The organism is Pseudomonas sp. SWI36, from assembly GCF_002948105.1.
In the GTDB taxonomy this organism is placed as follows: Bacteria; Pseudomonadota; Gammaproteobacteria; order Pseudomonadales; family Pseudomonadaceae; genus Aquipseudomonas; species Aquipseudomonas alloputida.
This window is the reverse complement of the sequence record NZ_CP026675.1, coordinates 3,357,881-3,372,416: the sequence shown is the minus strand read 5'-3', so window position 1 is coordinate 3,372,416 and position 14,536 is coordinate 3,357,881. Positions and strand designations below refer to the sequence as shown.

Sequence of the window (14,536 nt, the reverse complement as noted above, 5' to 3'; positions counted from 1 at the left end):
AGGCTCAACAGCACTTGGGCCCGGACTTGCCACCGTAACGTGCTTCCTGACGTTCGCGGAAGAACGCCTCGTAGCTCATCACCGGCTTGTCCGGATGCGTTTTCTGCATGTGTTCGACATAGTTGTCGTAGTCGGGCATGCCGACCATCAGGCGGGCTGCCTGCCCCAGGTATTTGCCCAGTCGACCCAAGTCGTTGAACATGATTGCAGTCCTCTCGATTACGCGTCAGGCAACGCCTGGAACGGGGTTTCCTTGTCGCTGCGTTCTTTGCGGCCCAAGGCGGCGTAGCCGACCTTGATGGCGAAGAACAGGATGCTGAAGACCACCAGCAGGAACAAGATCGTCAGGCCCGCGTTGGTGTAGGCGTTGAAGATCACGTGCTGCATCTGCCCGATGTCCTTGGCCGGGGCCAGTACCTGGCCAGCGTCCAGCGCAGTGCTGTACTTCTTGGCCAAGGCCAGGAAGCCGACAGCCGGGTTGGGGTCGAACAGCTTGATCAGGCCTGCAGCCGTGGTGCAGATCAGCAGCCATACGGCCGGCAGCAGGGTGACCCAGATGTAGCGCTGACGCTTCATCTTGATCAGCACCACAGTACCGAGCATCAAGGCGATACCGGCCAGCATCTGGTTGGAGATACCAAACAGCGGCCACAGGGTGTTGATGCCACCCAGTGGGTCGATGACGCCCTGGTACAGCAGATAGCCCCAGAGTGCCACGCAGCCAGCGGTGGCGAGCAGGTTGGCCCCCCACGATTCGGTGCGTTTGAGTGCAGGCACGAAGCTGCCCAGCAGGTCCTGCAACATGAAGCGCCCGGCACGGGTACCAGCGTCTACCGCCGTGAGGATGAACAGCGCCTCGAACAGGATTGCGAAGTGGTACCAGAAGGCCATGGTGTTTTCACCTGGCAACACCTGGTGCAGGATCTGCGCGATACCGACCGCCAGGGTTGGCGCACCGCCGGCACGGGCCAGAATGGTGTGCTCGCCGATGTCACGGGCAACGGCTTCGAGCTGCTCAGGTGTAATCAGGAAGCCCCAACTGCTGACGGTCTGCGCCACCGACGCGACATCGGTACCGACCACTGCAGCCGGGCTGTTCATGGCGAAGTACACGCCCGGCTCGATCACCGAGGCCGCAACCATGGCCATGATGGCAACGAACGATTCCATCAGCATGCCGCCGTAGCCGATATAGCGGGCGTTGGTTTCGTTATCCAGCAGCTTGGGGGTGGTCCCCGAGGAAATCAGCGCGTGGAAGCCGGACACCGCACCACAGGCAATGGTGATGAACAGGAACGGGAACAGGGTCCCCTTCCACACCGGGCCGGTGCCGTCGGTGAACTGGGTCAGCGCCGGCATTTTCAGCTCAGGTGCGATGATCAGGATACCGATGGCCAGGCCAAGGATCGTGCCGATCTTGAGGAAGGTCGACAGGTAGTCACGCGGTGCCAGCACCAGCCACACTGGCAGCACGGCGGCGACAAAACCGTAGCCCACCAGCATCCAGGTGATCTGCACGCCGGTGAACGTGAACGCCGGGCCCCACACCGGGTCCGCAGCGATCACGCCGCCCAGCCAGATCGAGGCCAGCAGCAGTACCACACCAACGACCGAGATTTCGCCAATACGGCCCGGACGGATGTAGCGCATGTAGATGCCCATGAACATCGCGATCGGGATGGTCGCCATCACCGTGAACATGCCCCATGGGCTTTCGGCCAGGGCCTTGACCACGATCAACGCCAGCACCGCGAGGATGATGATCATGATCAGGAAACAGCCGAACAGGGCGATGGTGCCCGGGATTCTGCCCATTTCCTCGCGCACCATGTCGCCCAGCGAGCGCCCGTTGCGGCGGGTAGACAGGAACAGGACCATGAAGTCCTGCACCGCACCGGCCAGCACCACGCCGGCGATCAGCCAGAGCGTGCCGGGCAGGTAGCCCATTTGCGCGGCGAGTACCGGCCCGACCAACGGGCCTGCGCCGGCGATGGCAGCGAAGTGGTGACCGAAAAGAATGTGTTTGTTGGTCGGGACGTAGTCCAGGCCGTCGTTGTTGAGCACCGCCGGGGTGGCACGGCGGGGGTCGAGTTGCATCACCTTGGTGGCGATGAACAGGCTGTAGTAACGATAGGCGACCAGGTAGATGGCCACTGCCGCGACCACGATCCACAAGGCGTTGATCGCCTCGCCGCGACGCAGGGCAACCACACCCAGTGCGCAGGCGCCTATGACTGCCAGCGCCAGCCACGGAATATGGCGTAGCAGGCTATTATTGTTGTTCATGGTTAGCTTCCAGCTGGTGGATTGGAAAGACCGCCCACCGAGTCTAGGGCCAGTCAAGCGGCATTGCCACACTTGCTTCGTTCTAGAGCCTCTGCGGCCAGATTGCAGTACCTGATGCACATGCAACTCTAACTATAGTCAGGATGACACCTGATGACCTATTCGAGGATCCATGCCATGAGCGATCATGACGAACGCCGCCGCTTTCAACGCATCGACTTCGATGCCCCCACCGAGCTGCGCCAGGGGCTGAAACGCTGGCCTGCAAAACTGCTGGACCTTTCACTCAAAGGCTTGCTGATCGAACGCCCGGCAGACTGGGATGCCGACCTGACCCAGGACTTCGACGCCATCATCGACCTGGACAACGAGGTCCGTGTGCAGATGCAGGTCGAACTGCGCCACGAAGAACCGGACCGCCTGGGCTTCATTTGCCTGTACATCGACGTCGATTCGATGACCCATTTGCACCGTCTTGTGGAATTGAACGTGGCTGACAGCACCGAAATGATGCGTGAGCTGCGCGAACTCATCGAATAATAAAATCTCTTAGCTAGCTAATAGCCTTCCCGCCTGGTGTTTCTTGTCTACCCAGACAGCTTTAAGCCTGGGTAGCGATGCTTTGTACACACCCTTCTAATACAGCTTCTGCCAAGTTGGTACGCCTTCTGCATTGGGTTTTAGCACACCCTGCAGCCAGACCTGTTCGCGCTCCGATCAAAATATTGTATACAATTCTTGTGGCAATCATTTGTAGGAAGTGTCTACAGTAGCGGCACAACAATAAACAGAGAGCCTGCTCCATGACTACGTCCCCTAGCACGTCTCCCGCCAAGCGACCCGAGGATGAAAACCTCGGCCTTGGTGCCAACCTGGCCTATGGTCTGCAGCATGTGCTGACCATGTATGGTGGGATCGTCGCAGTACCCCTGATCCTGGGGCAGGCCGCGGGCCTGAATGGTGCCGAAATCGGCATGCTGATCGCCGCCTCGCTGTTCGCCGGTGGCCTTGCTACCCTGCTGCAGACCCTTGGCCTGCCGTTCTTCGGTTGCCAGTTGCCACTGGTGCAAGGCGTGTCGTTCGCCGGTGTGGCGACCATGGGTGCGATCCTGAGCAGCGAGGGGGGCGGTGGCCTGCCTGGGGTGCTCGGCGCGGTCATGGCTGCGTCGCTGATCGGCTTTCTGATCACACCGGTGTTCTCGCGCATCACCAAGTTCTTCCCGCCGCTGGTGACCGGTATCGTCATCACCACCATCGGCCTGACCCTGATGCCGGTTGCCGCACGCTGGGTAATGGGTGGCAACAGCGCCTCGCCGGAGTTCGGCAGCGTGGCCAACATCGGCCTGGCCGGGCTGACCTTCGCCATCGTGCTGCTGCTGAGCAAGCTTGGCAGCGCCACCATCTCACGCCTGTCGATCCTGCTGGCCATGGTGGTCGGCACGCTGATCGCCTGGGCATTGGGCATGACCGATTTCAGCAAGGTCAGCGAAGGCCCGATGTTCGCCTTCCCCACGCCTTTCCACTTTGGCATGCCGGAGTTCCACATCGCCGCGATCCTGTCGATGTGTATCGTGATCATGGTCACCCTGGTGGAAACGTCGGCCGATATCCTCGCCGTGGGTGAGATCATCGACACCAAGGTGGACTCCAAGCGCCTGGGCAACGGCCTGCGCGCCGACATGGCCTCGAGCATCCTGGCGCCGATTTTCGGTTCGTTCACCCAAAGCGCGTTCGCCCAGAACGTTGGCCTGGTGGCCGTGACCGGGGTCAAGAGCCGCTACGTGGTGGCTACCGGCGGCGTGATTCTGGTGGTACTCGGCCTGCTGCCAGTCATGGGCCGGGTGATTGCCGCCGTGCCTACCCCGGTACTGGGCGGCGCCGGTATCGTGCTGTTCGGCACCGTGGCGGCCAGCGGTATCCGCACCCTGTCCAAGGTCAGCTACAAGAACAACGTCAACCTGATCATCGTCGCGGCCTCGCTGGGCTTCGGCATGATCCCGATTGCCGCGCCGACCTTCTACCACCACTTCCCGAACTGGTTCGAGACCATCTTCCACTCCGGCATCAGCTCGGCGGCGATCATGGCCATCCTGCTGAACCTGATCTTCAACCATTTCACCACCGGCAACTCCGAAAACCAGTCAGTGTTCGCTGCAGCCTACGAGCGCACCATCCAGTATTCGGACATTTCCGCGCTGCGTGATGGGGACTACTTCAAAGATGGCAAGCTGTTCGATGCCGAGGGTAACGAAGTGCCGATGCTGGAACTGGACGAGCACGGCAATGAAACGGTCAGGCGCACGGCCGTTGCCGAGCACTGACGGGTTGCAGGAGCGAGCTTGCTCGCTCCTGCACGCTATTCGAACAATGCATCCAGCGCCTGTTCCAGCCGGGTAACGGCAATCACCTGCAACCCCGCAGGCGCTTCTTTCGGCGCATTGCCCTTAGGTACGATGGCACGCTTGAAGCCGTGCTTGGCCGCTTCCTTCAAGCGCTCCTGGCCACTGGGCACCGGCCGTACCTCGCCCGACAAGCCGATCTCGCCAAACACCAGCAAACCATGGGCCAGTGGCCGGTTGCGCAAGCTCGACATCACCGCCGCCAGCAGCGCCAGGTCCGAAGCCGTTTCCAGCACCTTCACCCCGCCGACCACGTTGAGAAACACATCCTGGTCATGGGTCGGGATACCGCCATGGCGGTGGAGCACCGCCAACAACATGGCCAGACGGTTCTGGTCCAGGCCCAAGGTTACCCGCCGCGGGTTGGCCAGATGGCTATCGTCGACCAGCGCCTGCACCTCGACCAGCATTGGCCGGGTACCCTCCCAGGTTGCCATCACCACGCTACCCGGCACCTCTTCCTGAGTACGGTTGAGGAAGATCGCCGACGGGTTGGATACCTCTTTGAGGCCACGATCGGTCATGCCGAACACGCCCAGCTCGTTGACCGCGCCAAAACGGTTCTTGACCGCCCGCAGCAAGCGCAGGCGGCCATCGGACTCACCCTCGAAATACAGCACCGTGTCGACCATGTGCTCCAGCACCCTTGGGCCAGCCAGCGAGCCTTCCTTGGTCACGTGGCCGACCAGGAAGATTGCCGTACCGCTTTGCTTGGCATAACGCACCAGCAACGCTGTGCTTTCGCGCACCTGGGCCACGCCGCCCGGGGCCGATTGCAACTGCTCGGTGAAAATAGTCTGGATCGAGTCGATCACCATTACCCGCGGCTTCTCGACCCGCGCCGTGGCAATGATCGTCTCGATGCAGGTTTCGGTCATCACCTTGAGCTGGTCCTGGGGTAGGCCCAGCCGCCGCGAGCGCATGGCCACCTGCTGCTGCGACTCCTCCCCCGTGACATACAGGGCCGGCATGCCCACGGCAATGTTGCACAAGGTCTGTAGCAAAATGGTCGACTTGCCGATGCCGGGGTCACCGCCGATCAGCACCACCGAGCCATCCACCAGGCCGCCACCCAGCACACGGTCCAGTTCGGTGCTGCTGGTCGTAAAGCGCGGGATTTCCTCGACACTGACTTCGGCCAGGGTCTTGATCTGCGCCTGCTGCCCTGTCCAGCCAGCGCGGCCGCTACTGGGTGCAGCAGCGCCGCCGCTTTCGATCATGGTTTCGACCAGGGTGTTCCAGGCCCCGCATTCGCCGCACTGGCCGGCCCATTTGGGGAAGGTCGCGCCGCATTCGGTGCAGCCATACAAGCGCTTGGCCTTGGCCATGGGTGAGGTCTCCTGGAAAAATTCGCCATGATAGCTGAGCAGGACGTGTCTCGAACGCCTCGGGATGCGACAAAACTATTCGTTCTAACTGCAGTCAGTAGCCCTGAACACAACGCATGAAGCGTTTAAGTGGCTTACACTGCCTTAACCTTACCTTTTGTTACAAGGAACCAAACATGGGCATGCTCAACGAGTTCAAGGCTTTCGCAGTCAAAGGCAATGTCGTCGACATGGCGGTCGGTATCATCATCGGCGCGGCCTTCGGCAAGATCGTCTCGTCCTTCGTCGGCGACGTGATCATGCCGCCACTGGGCCTGCTGATCGGTGGCGTGGACTTCAGCGATCTGGCCATTACCCTGAAGGCTGCCGAAGGTGACGTGCCAGCGGTGATGCTGGCGTATGGCAAGTTCATCCAGACCGTGATCGACTTCCTGATCGTGGCCTTTGCCATCTTCATGGGCGTGAAGGCGATCAACAAGCTCAAGCGTGAAGAAGCCGTGGCACCGACTACACCGCCTGTGCCTTCGGCTGAAGAGACGCTGCTGACCGAGATTCGCGATTTGCTCAAGACGCAGAACCAGAACCGCTTGCCTTGAAATAGCCGGGGGCGCTGTGGGGGCGGGCATGCTCGCGTAGAAACCAATGCGGTGGATGGCACCGGCTCTGCCGGTGTTCGCGGGTGAACCCGCTCCTACACGGCGGCCTGTGTCCAACCTCCAATGCGTGTCCACCATCGGAGCGGGTTTACCCGCGAATACGGTGGCGGCGGCAACGGTGAACGGCGGGGGGAGATTGGCCAGCAGGGCCGGCCTCTTCGCGGGTAAACCCGCTCCTACACGGCGGCCTGTGTTAAACCACTGAGGTGTGTCCACCACCGATCCGGTGTAGGAGCGGGTTTACCCGCGAATACGGTGGCGGCGACAACGGTGAACGGCGGGTGGAAATTGGCCAGCAGGGCCGGCCTCTTCGCGGGTAAACCCGCTCCTACACGGCGGTCTGTGTAGGATCCGGATTACCCCCGAATACGGTGGCGGCAGCAACGGTGAACGGCGGGTGGAGATTGGCCAGCAGGCCCGGCCCTTTCGCGGGTAAACCCGCGCCTACAGGCCCGCAACGGCCGCAATGGTCTTACCAGTAGTTCTCGACGGCCACCTGCCCGGGCCGCTTGCTCAGGCTCAGTTGCAGGTCTCGCGCCTTGAGGACCTTGCGGGTTTCGTCGATCATTTCCGGGTTACCGCACAGCATCACCCGCGAATGCTCCGGCGACAGCTCAAGCCCCGCCGCCTTCTCCAGTTCGCCATTCTCGATCAACGTCGTAATCCGCTGATTCAACGCCCCAGGGTGTTGTTCACGGGTCACCACGGGAATGAACTGCAACTTGCCCGCGTACTCGGCCAGATAATCGCGCTGTTCCAGCCCGGCAATTTCATCCACATAGGCCAGCTCCTTCGCTTCGCGCACTGAATACACCAGCTTGATGCTGTCGAAGCGCTCCCAGGCCTCAAAGTCCTGGAGGATCGACATGAATGGCGCAATGCCGGTACCGGTAGCCAGCAGCCACAGGTCACGACCACCGACGAAGCGGTCGAGGGTGAGGAAACCGAACGCCTGGCGGTCGATCAGCAACGTATCGCCTGCACCCAAACGGCTCAGCTCACTGGTGAACTCACCACCTGGCACCACGATGGAAAAGAAATCCAGGTGCTCGTCATGGGGGGCGCTGACCATGGAATAGGCGCGCCACACCACACTACCATCGGCCTTGGTCACACCTAGCCGGGCGAATTGGCCGGAACGGAAGCGGAACCCCGCATCGCGCGTAACCCGCAGGCTGAAGAGGTTCGGCGTCAGTGGCTGAACATCAAGCAGTGTCTGGCGAGTGAACTTTTCGGCGCTAGCGGTCATATCGGGCTCCAGGGTTGGCGTGTGCACAGTGTCGCCTAAAGTGGCCAGGATAAAAACCACCGCTTTGTAGGGCCTCATCCAGGTTGAACGTGCCGAACTCGCAGAAAATCCTGTTCGCTATAACAAAAAAATCCCAACAGGATGGTAGGTCTTTTCCTACAATCATCCGGGTACTCAAACGGATTGGATCCTGCGCGCCCCTAGGAGTGTTTCAAATGCTTCACTGGAAACCCGAGTATCTTCATGCGTTCGTCAGCGAACGCAGCCCGCAGAAGCTATTCGACATCGCAGTCCATCTGGCTCAGGACCTGGACATGGATTACCTTGGGCTGAACATCCGCATTCAGATCGCTACGCAAACGCCAAGGCTGTACCTCTACAGCAACTACCCAATTGAGTGGATCGAGCGCTACCAGCGCGACGACTTCTACAAGCAGGACCCGGCAGCGAACCTGAGCCACAGCTCGACGACGCCGGTGCTGTGGACCGATGAACTGTACAAGGAAGCCCCGCAATTTCGCGAAATGGCCTGCCTGCATGGCTTGCGCCACGGCTGGACACAGTCGCTTCACGACCAGCAGCACAACGAAAGCCAGATCAGTGTCGCTCGGCCAAACGGACACATCGATGTGCTCGAGCTGTACGACAAAGCCGGCAGTGTGCAGTGGCTGTGCCACACCCTTCACGCGGTACTGGGCGAGCACCACCTGAACGCGCTGTGCCCACCCCAGCCGAAAATGAGCGAGCGCGAACTGGAAGTGCTGAAATGGTCTGCCGCCGGCAAGACCGCTGCCGATGTTGCCTCCATCCTCTCGCTGTCGCAAAGCACGGTCAATTTCCATATCCGCAGCGTGATCACCAAGACCAACGCTGCCAACAAGGCCGGAGCCATCGCCATTGCCGCCTTGCGTGGCTGGATCTGATCTTCGAACCTGCGACCTTGGGCAAAGCCCTGTAGAATCGCCCGGCAAAGCCCGGCGCGAACCGCAACGGGCAGTTTCGTACCCGAGCCAGACGCCATGCCCCTGTTGACCACCCCCTACGCCGAACTCGACCTGATCCGCCAGCCGGAGCAGGCCAACGACCCGTTGCAGGCCTTCGATGCCGCCGACGAGTACCTGCTTGCGCAGCTACACGATCAGGCACCCGACGCCAATTGCCGGGTACTGGTGCTCAATGACAGCTTCGGTGCCCTGGCCGCCAGCCTGGCGGGCCAGATGCAGGTGGTCAGCAGCGGTGACTCGCACCTGGGGCACCTGGCCCTGGAAAAGAACCTGGCGCGCAATGGCCTGCCGTTCGACAGCGTGCCGTTCGTACCGGCCAGCGAACACTGGCAAGGCCCGTTCGACCGGGTGCTGGTGCGTGTGCCCAAGACCCTGGCCCTGCTGGAAGAACAACTGATCCGCCTGCAAGGCCAGTTGGCACCCGGTGCGCAGGTGATTGCCGGGGCGATGATCAAGCACCTGCCGCGCGCGGCCGGCGACCTGATGGAGAAGTACATCGGCCCCGTACAGGCTTCGCTGGCACTGAAAAAGGCCCGTTTGCTGACAGCAACGGTTGCCGAGCGGCCGCTCGCCAAGTCCCCCTACCCCAGCTGCTACCGCCTCGACACGCCGGCTCTTGACTTGGTCAACCACGCCAACGTGTTCTGCCGTGAAGGCCTGGATATCGGGACGCGGGCGTTCCTCCCGCATCTGCCTCGCGACCTCGGCCGTGCGCGGGTGGCAGACCTGGGCTGCGGCAACGGCGTGCTCGCAATCGCCAGCGCCCTGGCCAACCCGGAGGCCGAGTACACCCTGGTCGACGAGTCGTACATGGCAGTGCAATCGGCGCGGGAGAACTGGCTGGCAGCGTTGGGCGAGCGCCCGGCGACCTTCTTCGCGGCCGATGGCCTGGCCGGGCTGGAGAAACAGTCGCTGGACGTGGTGCTGTGCAACCCGCCGTTCCACCAACAGCAGGTAGTAGGCGATTTCCTCGCCTGGCGCATGTTCCAGCAGGCGCGTGAAGCGCTGGTGGTAGGTGGGGCGCTGTACATCGTGGGTAACCGGCACCTGGGCTATCACAGCAAGCTGGCGCGGTTGTTCCGGGGGGTGGAGCAGGTGGCGGCAACGCCCAAGTTCGTCATTCTGAAAGCCCGCAAGTAAGCGCGCCACCGCTCCCGTAGGAGCGGGCTTGCCCGCGAACACCGGCAACGCCGGTGCCATCTAGCGCGTTGCCTGCTTCGCGGGCAAGCCCGCTGCCGCTCTTTATCAGTGTGTGGTCAGGCCCGCCGCCCCCATGAACAGCCGCATCACCCAGGCCGCCACACCCAGCGCTGCGACGCTCATCGCCCAGATCAGCAACAGCCAACCCAGTCGCTGCCACAGCGGTTTCTTGTCTTCCAAACCATGCTTGCCAGCCATCATGCGGCCCTCCTAGTGATAGCCGTCTTCGTGGGTCACCTTGCCGCGGAACACGTAGTAGCTCCAGAAGGTATACATGAGGATAAACGGCAGGATGAACAGGGTACCCACCAGCATGAAGCCCTGGCTTTGCGGTGGCGCTGCGGCATCCCAGATCGAAATCGACGGCGGGATGATGTTAGGCCACAGGCTGATTCCCAAGCCGCTGTAGCCAAGGAAGATCAGTACCAGCGTGAGCAGGAACGGCGTGTAGTGCGCGTTGCGTGCCACCGCTTTGAGCAACCCGTAGAAGGTCACCAGCACCAGCAGCGGCACCGGCATGAACCATATCAGGTTGGGCATGCTGAACCAGCGGTCGGCAATCTGCGGGTAGGCGATGGGCGTCCACAGGCTGACGATACCGATCACCACCAGCAGCACCAGCGCCAGCGGCCGGGCCATATCGTGCATCTTCTGCTGCAGCGGCCCTTCGGTCTTCATGATCAGCCAGGTACAACCCAGCAAGGTGTAGGCCACGATCAACCCCAGCCCGCAGAACAGGCTGAATGGGGTCAGCCAGTCCAGGGTGCCACCGGCAAAATGCCGGTCGACCACCTTGAACCCCTCCAGGAACGCGCCCAGCGCCACACCCTGGAAGAAGGTGGCGATCAGTGAACCCCAGATGAAAGCCTTGTCCCAGATGTGCCGCTTGTCGGCCTTGGCCTTGAAGCGAAACTCGAAGGCCACGCCCCGGAAAATCAGGCCGATCAGCATCAGGATCAGGGGCAGGTACAGGGCCTCGAGGACCACGGCATAGGCCATCGGGAAGGCCCCGAACAGTCCGGCACCGCCCAGGACCAACCAGGTTTCGTTGCCGTCCCATACCGGCGCGACAGTGTTCATCATGACATCACGGTCCTGCTCGCCCTTGACGAAGGGGAAGAGCATGCCGATCCCCAGGTCGAATCCGTCCATCACCACGTACATCATGACGCCGAAGATGATGATCACGGCCCAGATCAGTGGAAGGTCGATACCCATGGTTCAGTTCCCCTCGTTCAGGCTGGCAGAGGTGGCCTCGCGGCCATCATCGGCAGCGGACAAAGGCCGTGCCGGCGTGCGTTTCTGGCCTGGGCCTCCCGGTGTGTGCTCGTCACCCTCGCCGGTCTGCGGCCCTTTGCGCACCAGGCGCATCATGTAGCCAAGGCCGGTGCCAAACAGGGCGAAGTACACCACCACGAACGCCACAAGGGTGAAGCCGAGCTGGGCGTAGCTGTGGTTGGAAACACCGTCCGCCGTGCGCATCAGGCCGTACACCACCCAGGGCTGGCGGCCAATTTCGGTGGTGAACCAGCCGGCCAGCAACGCGACCAGCCCGGATGGGCCCATCCACAGGGCCACATGCAGGAACGGGCGTGAACTGTACAGCGTGCCGCGTTTGCGCAACCACAGGCTCCACAGGCCAACGAAGATCATCAGGAAACCAAGCCCGACCATGATCCGGAACGACCAGAACACAATGGTCGAATTAGGCCGGTCCTCGGGCGGAAACTCCTTCATCGCCGGCACCTGCTTGTCCAGGCTATGAGTCAGGATCAGGCTACCGAGCGCCGGGATCTCGATCTTGAACCTGGTAGTCTCGGCCTCCATGTCGGGAATGCCGAACAGGATCAGCGGCGTCGGCTCACCGGGCACGTTCTCCCAGTGGCCTTCGATCGCAGCAATTTTCACCGGCTGGTGCTTGAGAGTATTGAGGCCGTGGAAATCGCCGATCACTGCCTGAATCGGGGCGACGATCAGTGCCATCCACATGGCCATCGACAGCATCTTGCGTACAGCCGGGTTGTCACGCCCGCGCAGCAGGTGCCAGGCCGCCGAGGCACCGACGAAGAACGCGGTGGACACGAACGCGGCAGTGGCCATGTGCATCAGGCGGTAGGGGAAGGAGGGGTTGAACACCACCGCAAACCAGTCCACCGGCACCACCCGACCATCGATGATCTCGTGACCTTGCGGGGTTTGCATCCAGCTGTTGGAGGCGAGAATCCAGAAGGTCGAGACCAGCGTACCGAGCGCTACCATCACCGTGGAGAAGAAGTGCAGACCACGGCCGACGCGGTTCCAGCCAAACAGCATGACGCCCAGGAAACCGGCCTCGAGGAAGAACGCAGTCAGTACTTCGTAGGTGAGTAGCGGGCCGGTAACGGCGCCGGCAAAGTCGGAGAAGCGGCTCCAGTTGGTGCCGAACTGGTAGGCCATGACCAGGCCGGAGACGACGCCCATGCCGAAGTTGACGGCGAAGATCTTCGACCAGAAGTGATAGAGGTCACGGTAGACCTGGTTGTGGGTCCGCAGCCATAGGCCTTCGAGGACTGCCAGGTAGCTGGCCAGGCCAATGGTGATGGCCGGGAACAGGATGTGGAACGACACGGTAAAGGCAAACTGCATTCGGGCGAGCTCTAAGGCCTCTATTCCGAACATGGTGCTTCCTCTTCAGATAATCCGGCGTCCGGGCTTGTGGCCCCAGTCGCCCACTGCCCCCACTGGGTCGAGTACGGCGTGTTGGAATTGTTCTGTTCGATCGCAGGGATTCCGGCCAGACGGCCAATTCATTGATCTGGAACGATTGACCCAGATCAATGAATGCTAGGAAGCATAGTCCCGAATGGCCTGGTGGGCCGTGTGGTGGATTGCCGCGTGACCTGTTGCCTCACCCTCTTTGATTAGCAGTGGAAAAGTGCCGACCTGAGCAAACAGTAACCGTTTGTTACAAACAGATGATACGCTGCGCACCCCTCTACTGCGCCGAGGCCCCTGGTTTCCGATGTCCGATTCCGCACCGCAGTTGTTGCGTCACCATCGTCCTTTTCTGGCCTTCTGGCTGGCTCGCGTGTTCACCGCCAGCGGCTTCCAGATGCTCACCGTGGCCATCGGCTGGCACCTCTACCAATTGACCGGCAACGTACTGGACCTGGGCCTGGTCGGCCTGGTCGAGTTCGCCCCACGGGTGCTGTTCATGCTGCACACCGGCCATGTCGCCGACCGCTATGACAGGCGCAAGGTCGCCGCCCTGTGCCAGAGCCTTCAGGGGCTGATTGCCCTGGCGCTGGCGGTGGGCAGTGCCACCGACAACGTCACCCGCGAACTGATCTTTGCCCTGGCCTTCCTGCTCGGCGCCAGCCGCTCATTCGAAATGCCGGCAACCCAGGCGCTGTTGCCCAATGTGGTACCGGCCGGGCTGTTCCCGCGGGCAGTGGCGGCGTCGGCCTCGGCCACCCAGTCGGCGACCATCGTGGCGCCGGCGGTGGGCGGTTTCCTGTATGCCTTTGGCAGCATGTGGGTGTACGGCCCGACGGTGGCCTTGTACGCCATTGCCTGCGTGCTGACCCTGAGCCTGCAGGCGCGCGGCCAGGTCGCCCAGCGCGGGCGCGCCAGCATCGAATCGCTGCTGGCTGGCATCCGTTTCATTCGCAGCCGGCCCGACATCCTCGGCGCCATCTCGCTGGACCTGTTCGCCGTATTGTTGGGCGGGGCCACCGCGTTGCTGCCGGTATTTGCCAAAGACATCCTGCTGACCGGGCCGATGGGCCTTGGCCTGTTGCGCTCCGCGCCAGCGGTGGGGGCGTTGCTGATGTCGCTCTGGCTGGCGCGCTTCCCGTTCCAGCGCAACGTCGGGCGGACGATGTTCACTGCGGTCGGGGTGTTCGGCGTGGCGACCATCGCCTTCGGCCTGTCGACCTCGTTCTGGTTCTCGCTGGCGGTACTGGTGGTACTGGGTGCGGCAGACATGATCAGCATGGTCATTCGCAGCTCGTTCGTGCAGCTGGAGACACCGGATGAAATGCGTGGGCGGGTGAGCGCAGTGAACGGCCTGTTCATCGGTGCCTCGAACCAGCTCGGTGAGTTCGAATCGGGGGTGACCGCGCACTGGTTTGGTACAGTGCCGGCGGTAGTGCTGGGCGGGGTGGGCACCTTGGTGGTGACCGGGGTGTGGATAAAACTGTTCCCTACCCTGGCCAAGCGGGATCGGTTGCATAACGGGTGATGGGTCACCTGTGCCCGCCGCTTCGCGGGCAAGCCCGCGCCTACAGGGGGCGTACCCCGCGCAGGGCCAGAAAAACCCATTCCCCAACGGCCATAGGCCCCCGCCATGCATGCTGGTATGATGCGCGGCTTTTTTCCTCCCCACACAAAACCACAGCATCCGGTACGGTCTGTGCTTTGCTGATGGGGTCGA

General features: G+C 62.0%; 13 protein-coding genes. 6 read left to right on the top strand and 7 right to left on the bottom strand.

What is annotated here, in order from left to right; genetic code table 11:
- Positions 1-4: 4 nt before the first annotated feature.
- Both C4Q27_RS16090 and C4Q27_RS16085 read right to left on the bottom strand, forming a co-directional pair.
- Positions 5-202 (bottom strand): YbdD/YjiX family protein, encoded by a 198-nt coding sequence (locus C4Q27_RS16090; protein WP_003251633.1) that lies wholly within the window; start codon positions 200-202, stop codon positions 5-7.
- Between the two features lie 17 nt (positions 203-219).
- On the bottom strand, positions 220-2,286 hold the full coding sequence (locus C4Q27_RS16085; RefSeq protein WP_004577217.1) for a carbon starvation CstA family protein: 2,067 nt from the start codon (positions 2,284-2,286) through the stop codon (positions 220-222).
- Positions 2,287-2,463: 177 nt separating this feature from the next.
- Here C4Q27_RS16085 and C4Q27_RS16080 point away from each other — a divergent pair, with 177 nt between their 5' ends.
- Positions 2,464-2,826 carry a PilZ domain-containing protein gene (locus C4Q27_RS16080; RefSeq protein ID WP_029615590.1) on the top strand — a complete coding sequence of 121 codons (363 nt, stop codon included), beginning with the start codon at positions 2,464-2,466 and terminating at the stop codon, positions 2,824-2,826.
- 263 nt (positions 2,827-3,089) lie between these two features.
- Positions 3,090-4,607, top strand: a complete 1,518-nt coding sequence (locus C4Q27_RS16075) for a nucleobase:cation symporter-2 family protein (protein ID WP_012053706.1) — start codon at positions 3,090-3,092, stop codon at positions 4,605-4,607.
- 35 nt (positions 4,608-4,642) lie between these two features.
- Here the strand turns inward: C4Q27_RS16075 and radA are convergent, their stop codons facing one another.
- Complete coding sequence (radA, locus tag C4Q27_RS16070) at positions 4,643-6,013, bottom strand: DNA repair protein RadA (RefSeq protein WP_003251626.1); 1,371 nt, start codon at positions 6,011-6,013, stop codon at positions 4,643-4,645.
- A gap of 176 nt (positions 6,014-6,189) precedes the next feature.
- Between radA and mscL the strand changes: the two genes are divergently transcribed.
- A complete protein-coding gene (mscL, locus tag C4Q27_RS16065) occupies positions 6,190-6,609 on the top strand; it encodes a large-conductance mechanosensitive channel protein MscL (RefSeq protein ID WP_020193520.1) in 420 nt (139 codons plus the stop codon).
- Between the two features lie 532 nt (positions 6,610-7,141).
- Here mscL and C4Q27_RS16060 read toward each other — a convergent pair.
- The gene (locus tag C4Q27_RS16060; protein ID WP_014592355.1) at positions 7,142-7,918 is read right to left on the bottom strand and encodes a ferredoxin--NADP reductase; all 777 of its coding nucleotides are present in this window, start codon (positions 7,916-7,918) and stop codon (positions 7,142-7,144) included.
- Between the two features lie 215 nt (positions 7,919-8,133).
- Between C4Q27_RS16060 and C4Q27_RS16055 the strand changes: the two genes are divergently transcribed.
- Both C4Q27_RS16055 and C4Q27_RS16050 read left to right on the top strand, forming a co-directional pair.
- A complete protein-coding gene (locus C4Q27_RS16055) occupies positions 8,134-8,841 on the top strand; it encodes an autoinducer binding domain-containing protein (protein WP_104887056.1) in 708 nt (235 codons plus the stop codon).
- A gap of 96 nt (positions 8,842-8,937) precedes the next feature.
- Positions 8,938-10,062, top strand: a complete 1,125-nt coding sequence (locus C4Q27_RS16050) for a methyltransferase (RefSeq protein WP_064491002.1) — start codon at positions 8,938-8,940, stop codon at positions 10,060-10,062.
- 105 nt (positions 10,063-10,167) lie between these two features.
- Here C4Q27_RS16050 and C4Q27_RS16045 read toward each other — a convergent pair whose 3' ends face one another.
- The 3 genes from C4Q27_RS16045 to C4Q27_RS16035 are packed head-to-tail and all read right to left on the bottom strand — an operon-like array spanning position 10,168 to position 12,780.
- Positions 10,168-10,323, bottom strand: a complete 156-nt coding sequence (locus C4Q27_RS16045) for a DUF2474 domain-containing protein (RefSeq protein ID WP_003251614.1) — start codon at positions 10,321-10,323, stop codon at positions 10,168-10,170.
- A 9-nt stretch (positions 10,324-10,332) separates the two neighbouring features.
- Entirely contained in the window at positions 10,333-11,340 is a 1,008-nt protein-coding gene (gene cydB / locus C4Q27_RS16040) for a cytochrome d ubiquinol oxidase subunit II (RefSeq protein ID WP_010955308.1), read from the bottom strand.
- A gap of 3 nt (positions 11,341-11,343) precedes the next feature.
- Entirely contained in the window at positions 11,344-12,780 is a 1,437-nt protein-coding gene (locus tag C4Q27_RS16035) for a cytochrome ubiquinol oxidase subunit I (protein ID WP_010955309.1), read from the bottom strand.
- Between the two features lie 343 nt (positions 12,781-13,123).
- On the opposite strand from C4Q27_RS16035, the gene C4Q27_RS16030 reads away from it, so the two are divergent.
- Entirely contained in the window at positions 13,124-14,344 is a 1,221-nt protein-coding gene (locus tag C4Q27_RS16030; protein WP_010955310.1) for an MFS transporter, read from the top strand.
- Positions 14,345-14,536: the final 192 nt, after the last annotated feature.

Excerpts from the sequence above, each read along its gene's own strand:
- C4Q27_RS16090 (WP_003251633.1), bottom strand. The coding sequence starts at position 202 with ATGTTCAACGACTTGGGTCGACTGGGCAAATACCTGGGGCAGGCAGCC.
- C4Q27_RS16085 (WP_004577217.1), bottom strand. The coding sequence starts at position 2,286 with ATGAACAACAATAATAGCCTGCTACGCCATATTCCGTGGCTGGCGCTG.
- C4Q27_RS16080 (WP_029615590.1), top strand. The coding sequence starts at position 2,464 with ATGAGCGATCATGACGAACGCCGCCGCTTTCAACGCATCGACTTCGAT.
- C4Q27_RS16075 (WP_012053706.1), top strand. The coding sequence starts at position 3,090 with ATGACTACGTCCCCTAGCACGTCTCCCGCCAAGCGACCCGAGGATGAA.
- radA (WP_003251626.1), bottom strand. The coding sequence starts at position 6,013 with ATGGCCAAGGCCAAGCGCTTGTATGGCTGCACCGAATGCGGCGCGACC.
- mscL (WP_020193520.1), top strand. The coding sequence starts at position 6,190 with ATGGGCATGCTCAACGAGTTCAAGGCTTTCGCAGTCAAAGGCAATGTC.
- C4Q27_RS16060 (WP_014592355.1), bottom strand. The coding sequence starts at position 7,918 with ATGACCGCTAGCGCCGAAAAGTTCACTCGCCAGACACTGCTTGATGTT.
- C4Q27_RS16055 (WP_104887056.1), top strand. The coding sequence starts at position 8,134 with ATGCTTCACTGGAAACCCGAGTATCTTCATGCGTTCGTCAGCGAACGC.
- C4Q27_RS16050 (WP_064491002.1), top strand. The coding sequence starts at position 8,938 with ATGCCCCTGTTGACCACCCCCTACGCCGAACTCGACCTGATCCGCCAG.
- C4Q27_RS16045 (WP_003251614.1), bottom strand. The coding sequence starts at position 10,323 with ATGATGGCTGGCAAGCATGGTTTGGAAGACAAGAAACCGCTGTGGCAG.
- cydB (WP_010955308.1), bottom strand. The coding sequence starts at position 11,340 with ATGGGTATCGACCTTCCACTGATCTGGGCCGTGATCATCATCTTCGGC.
- C4Q27_RS16035 (WP_010955309.1), bottom strand. The coding sequence starts at position 12,780 with ATGTTCGGAATAGAGGCCTTAGAGCTCGCCCGAATGCAGTTTGCCTTT.
- C4Q27_RS16030 (WP_010955310.1), top strand. The coding sequence starts at position 13,124 with ATGTCCGATTCCGCACCGCAGTTGTTGCGTCACCATCGTCCTTTTCTG.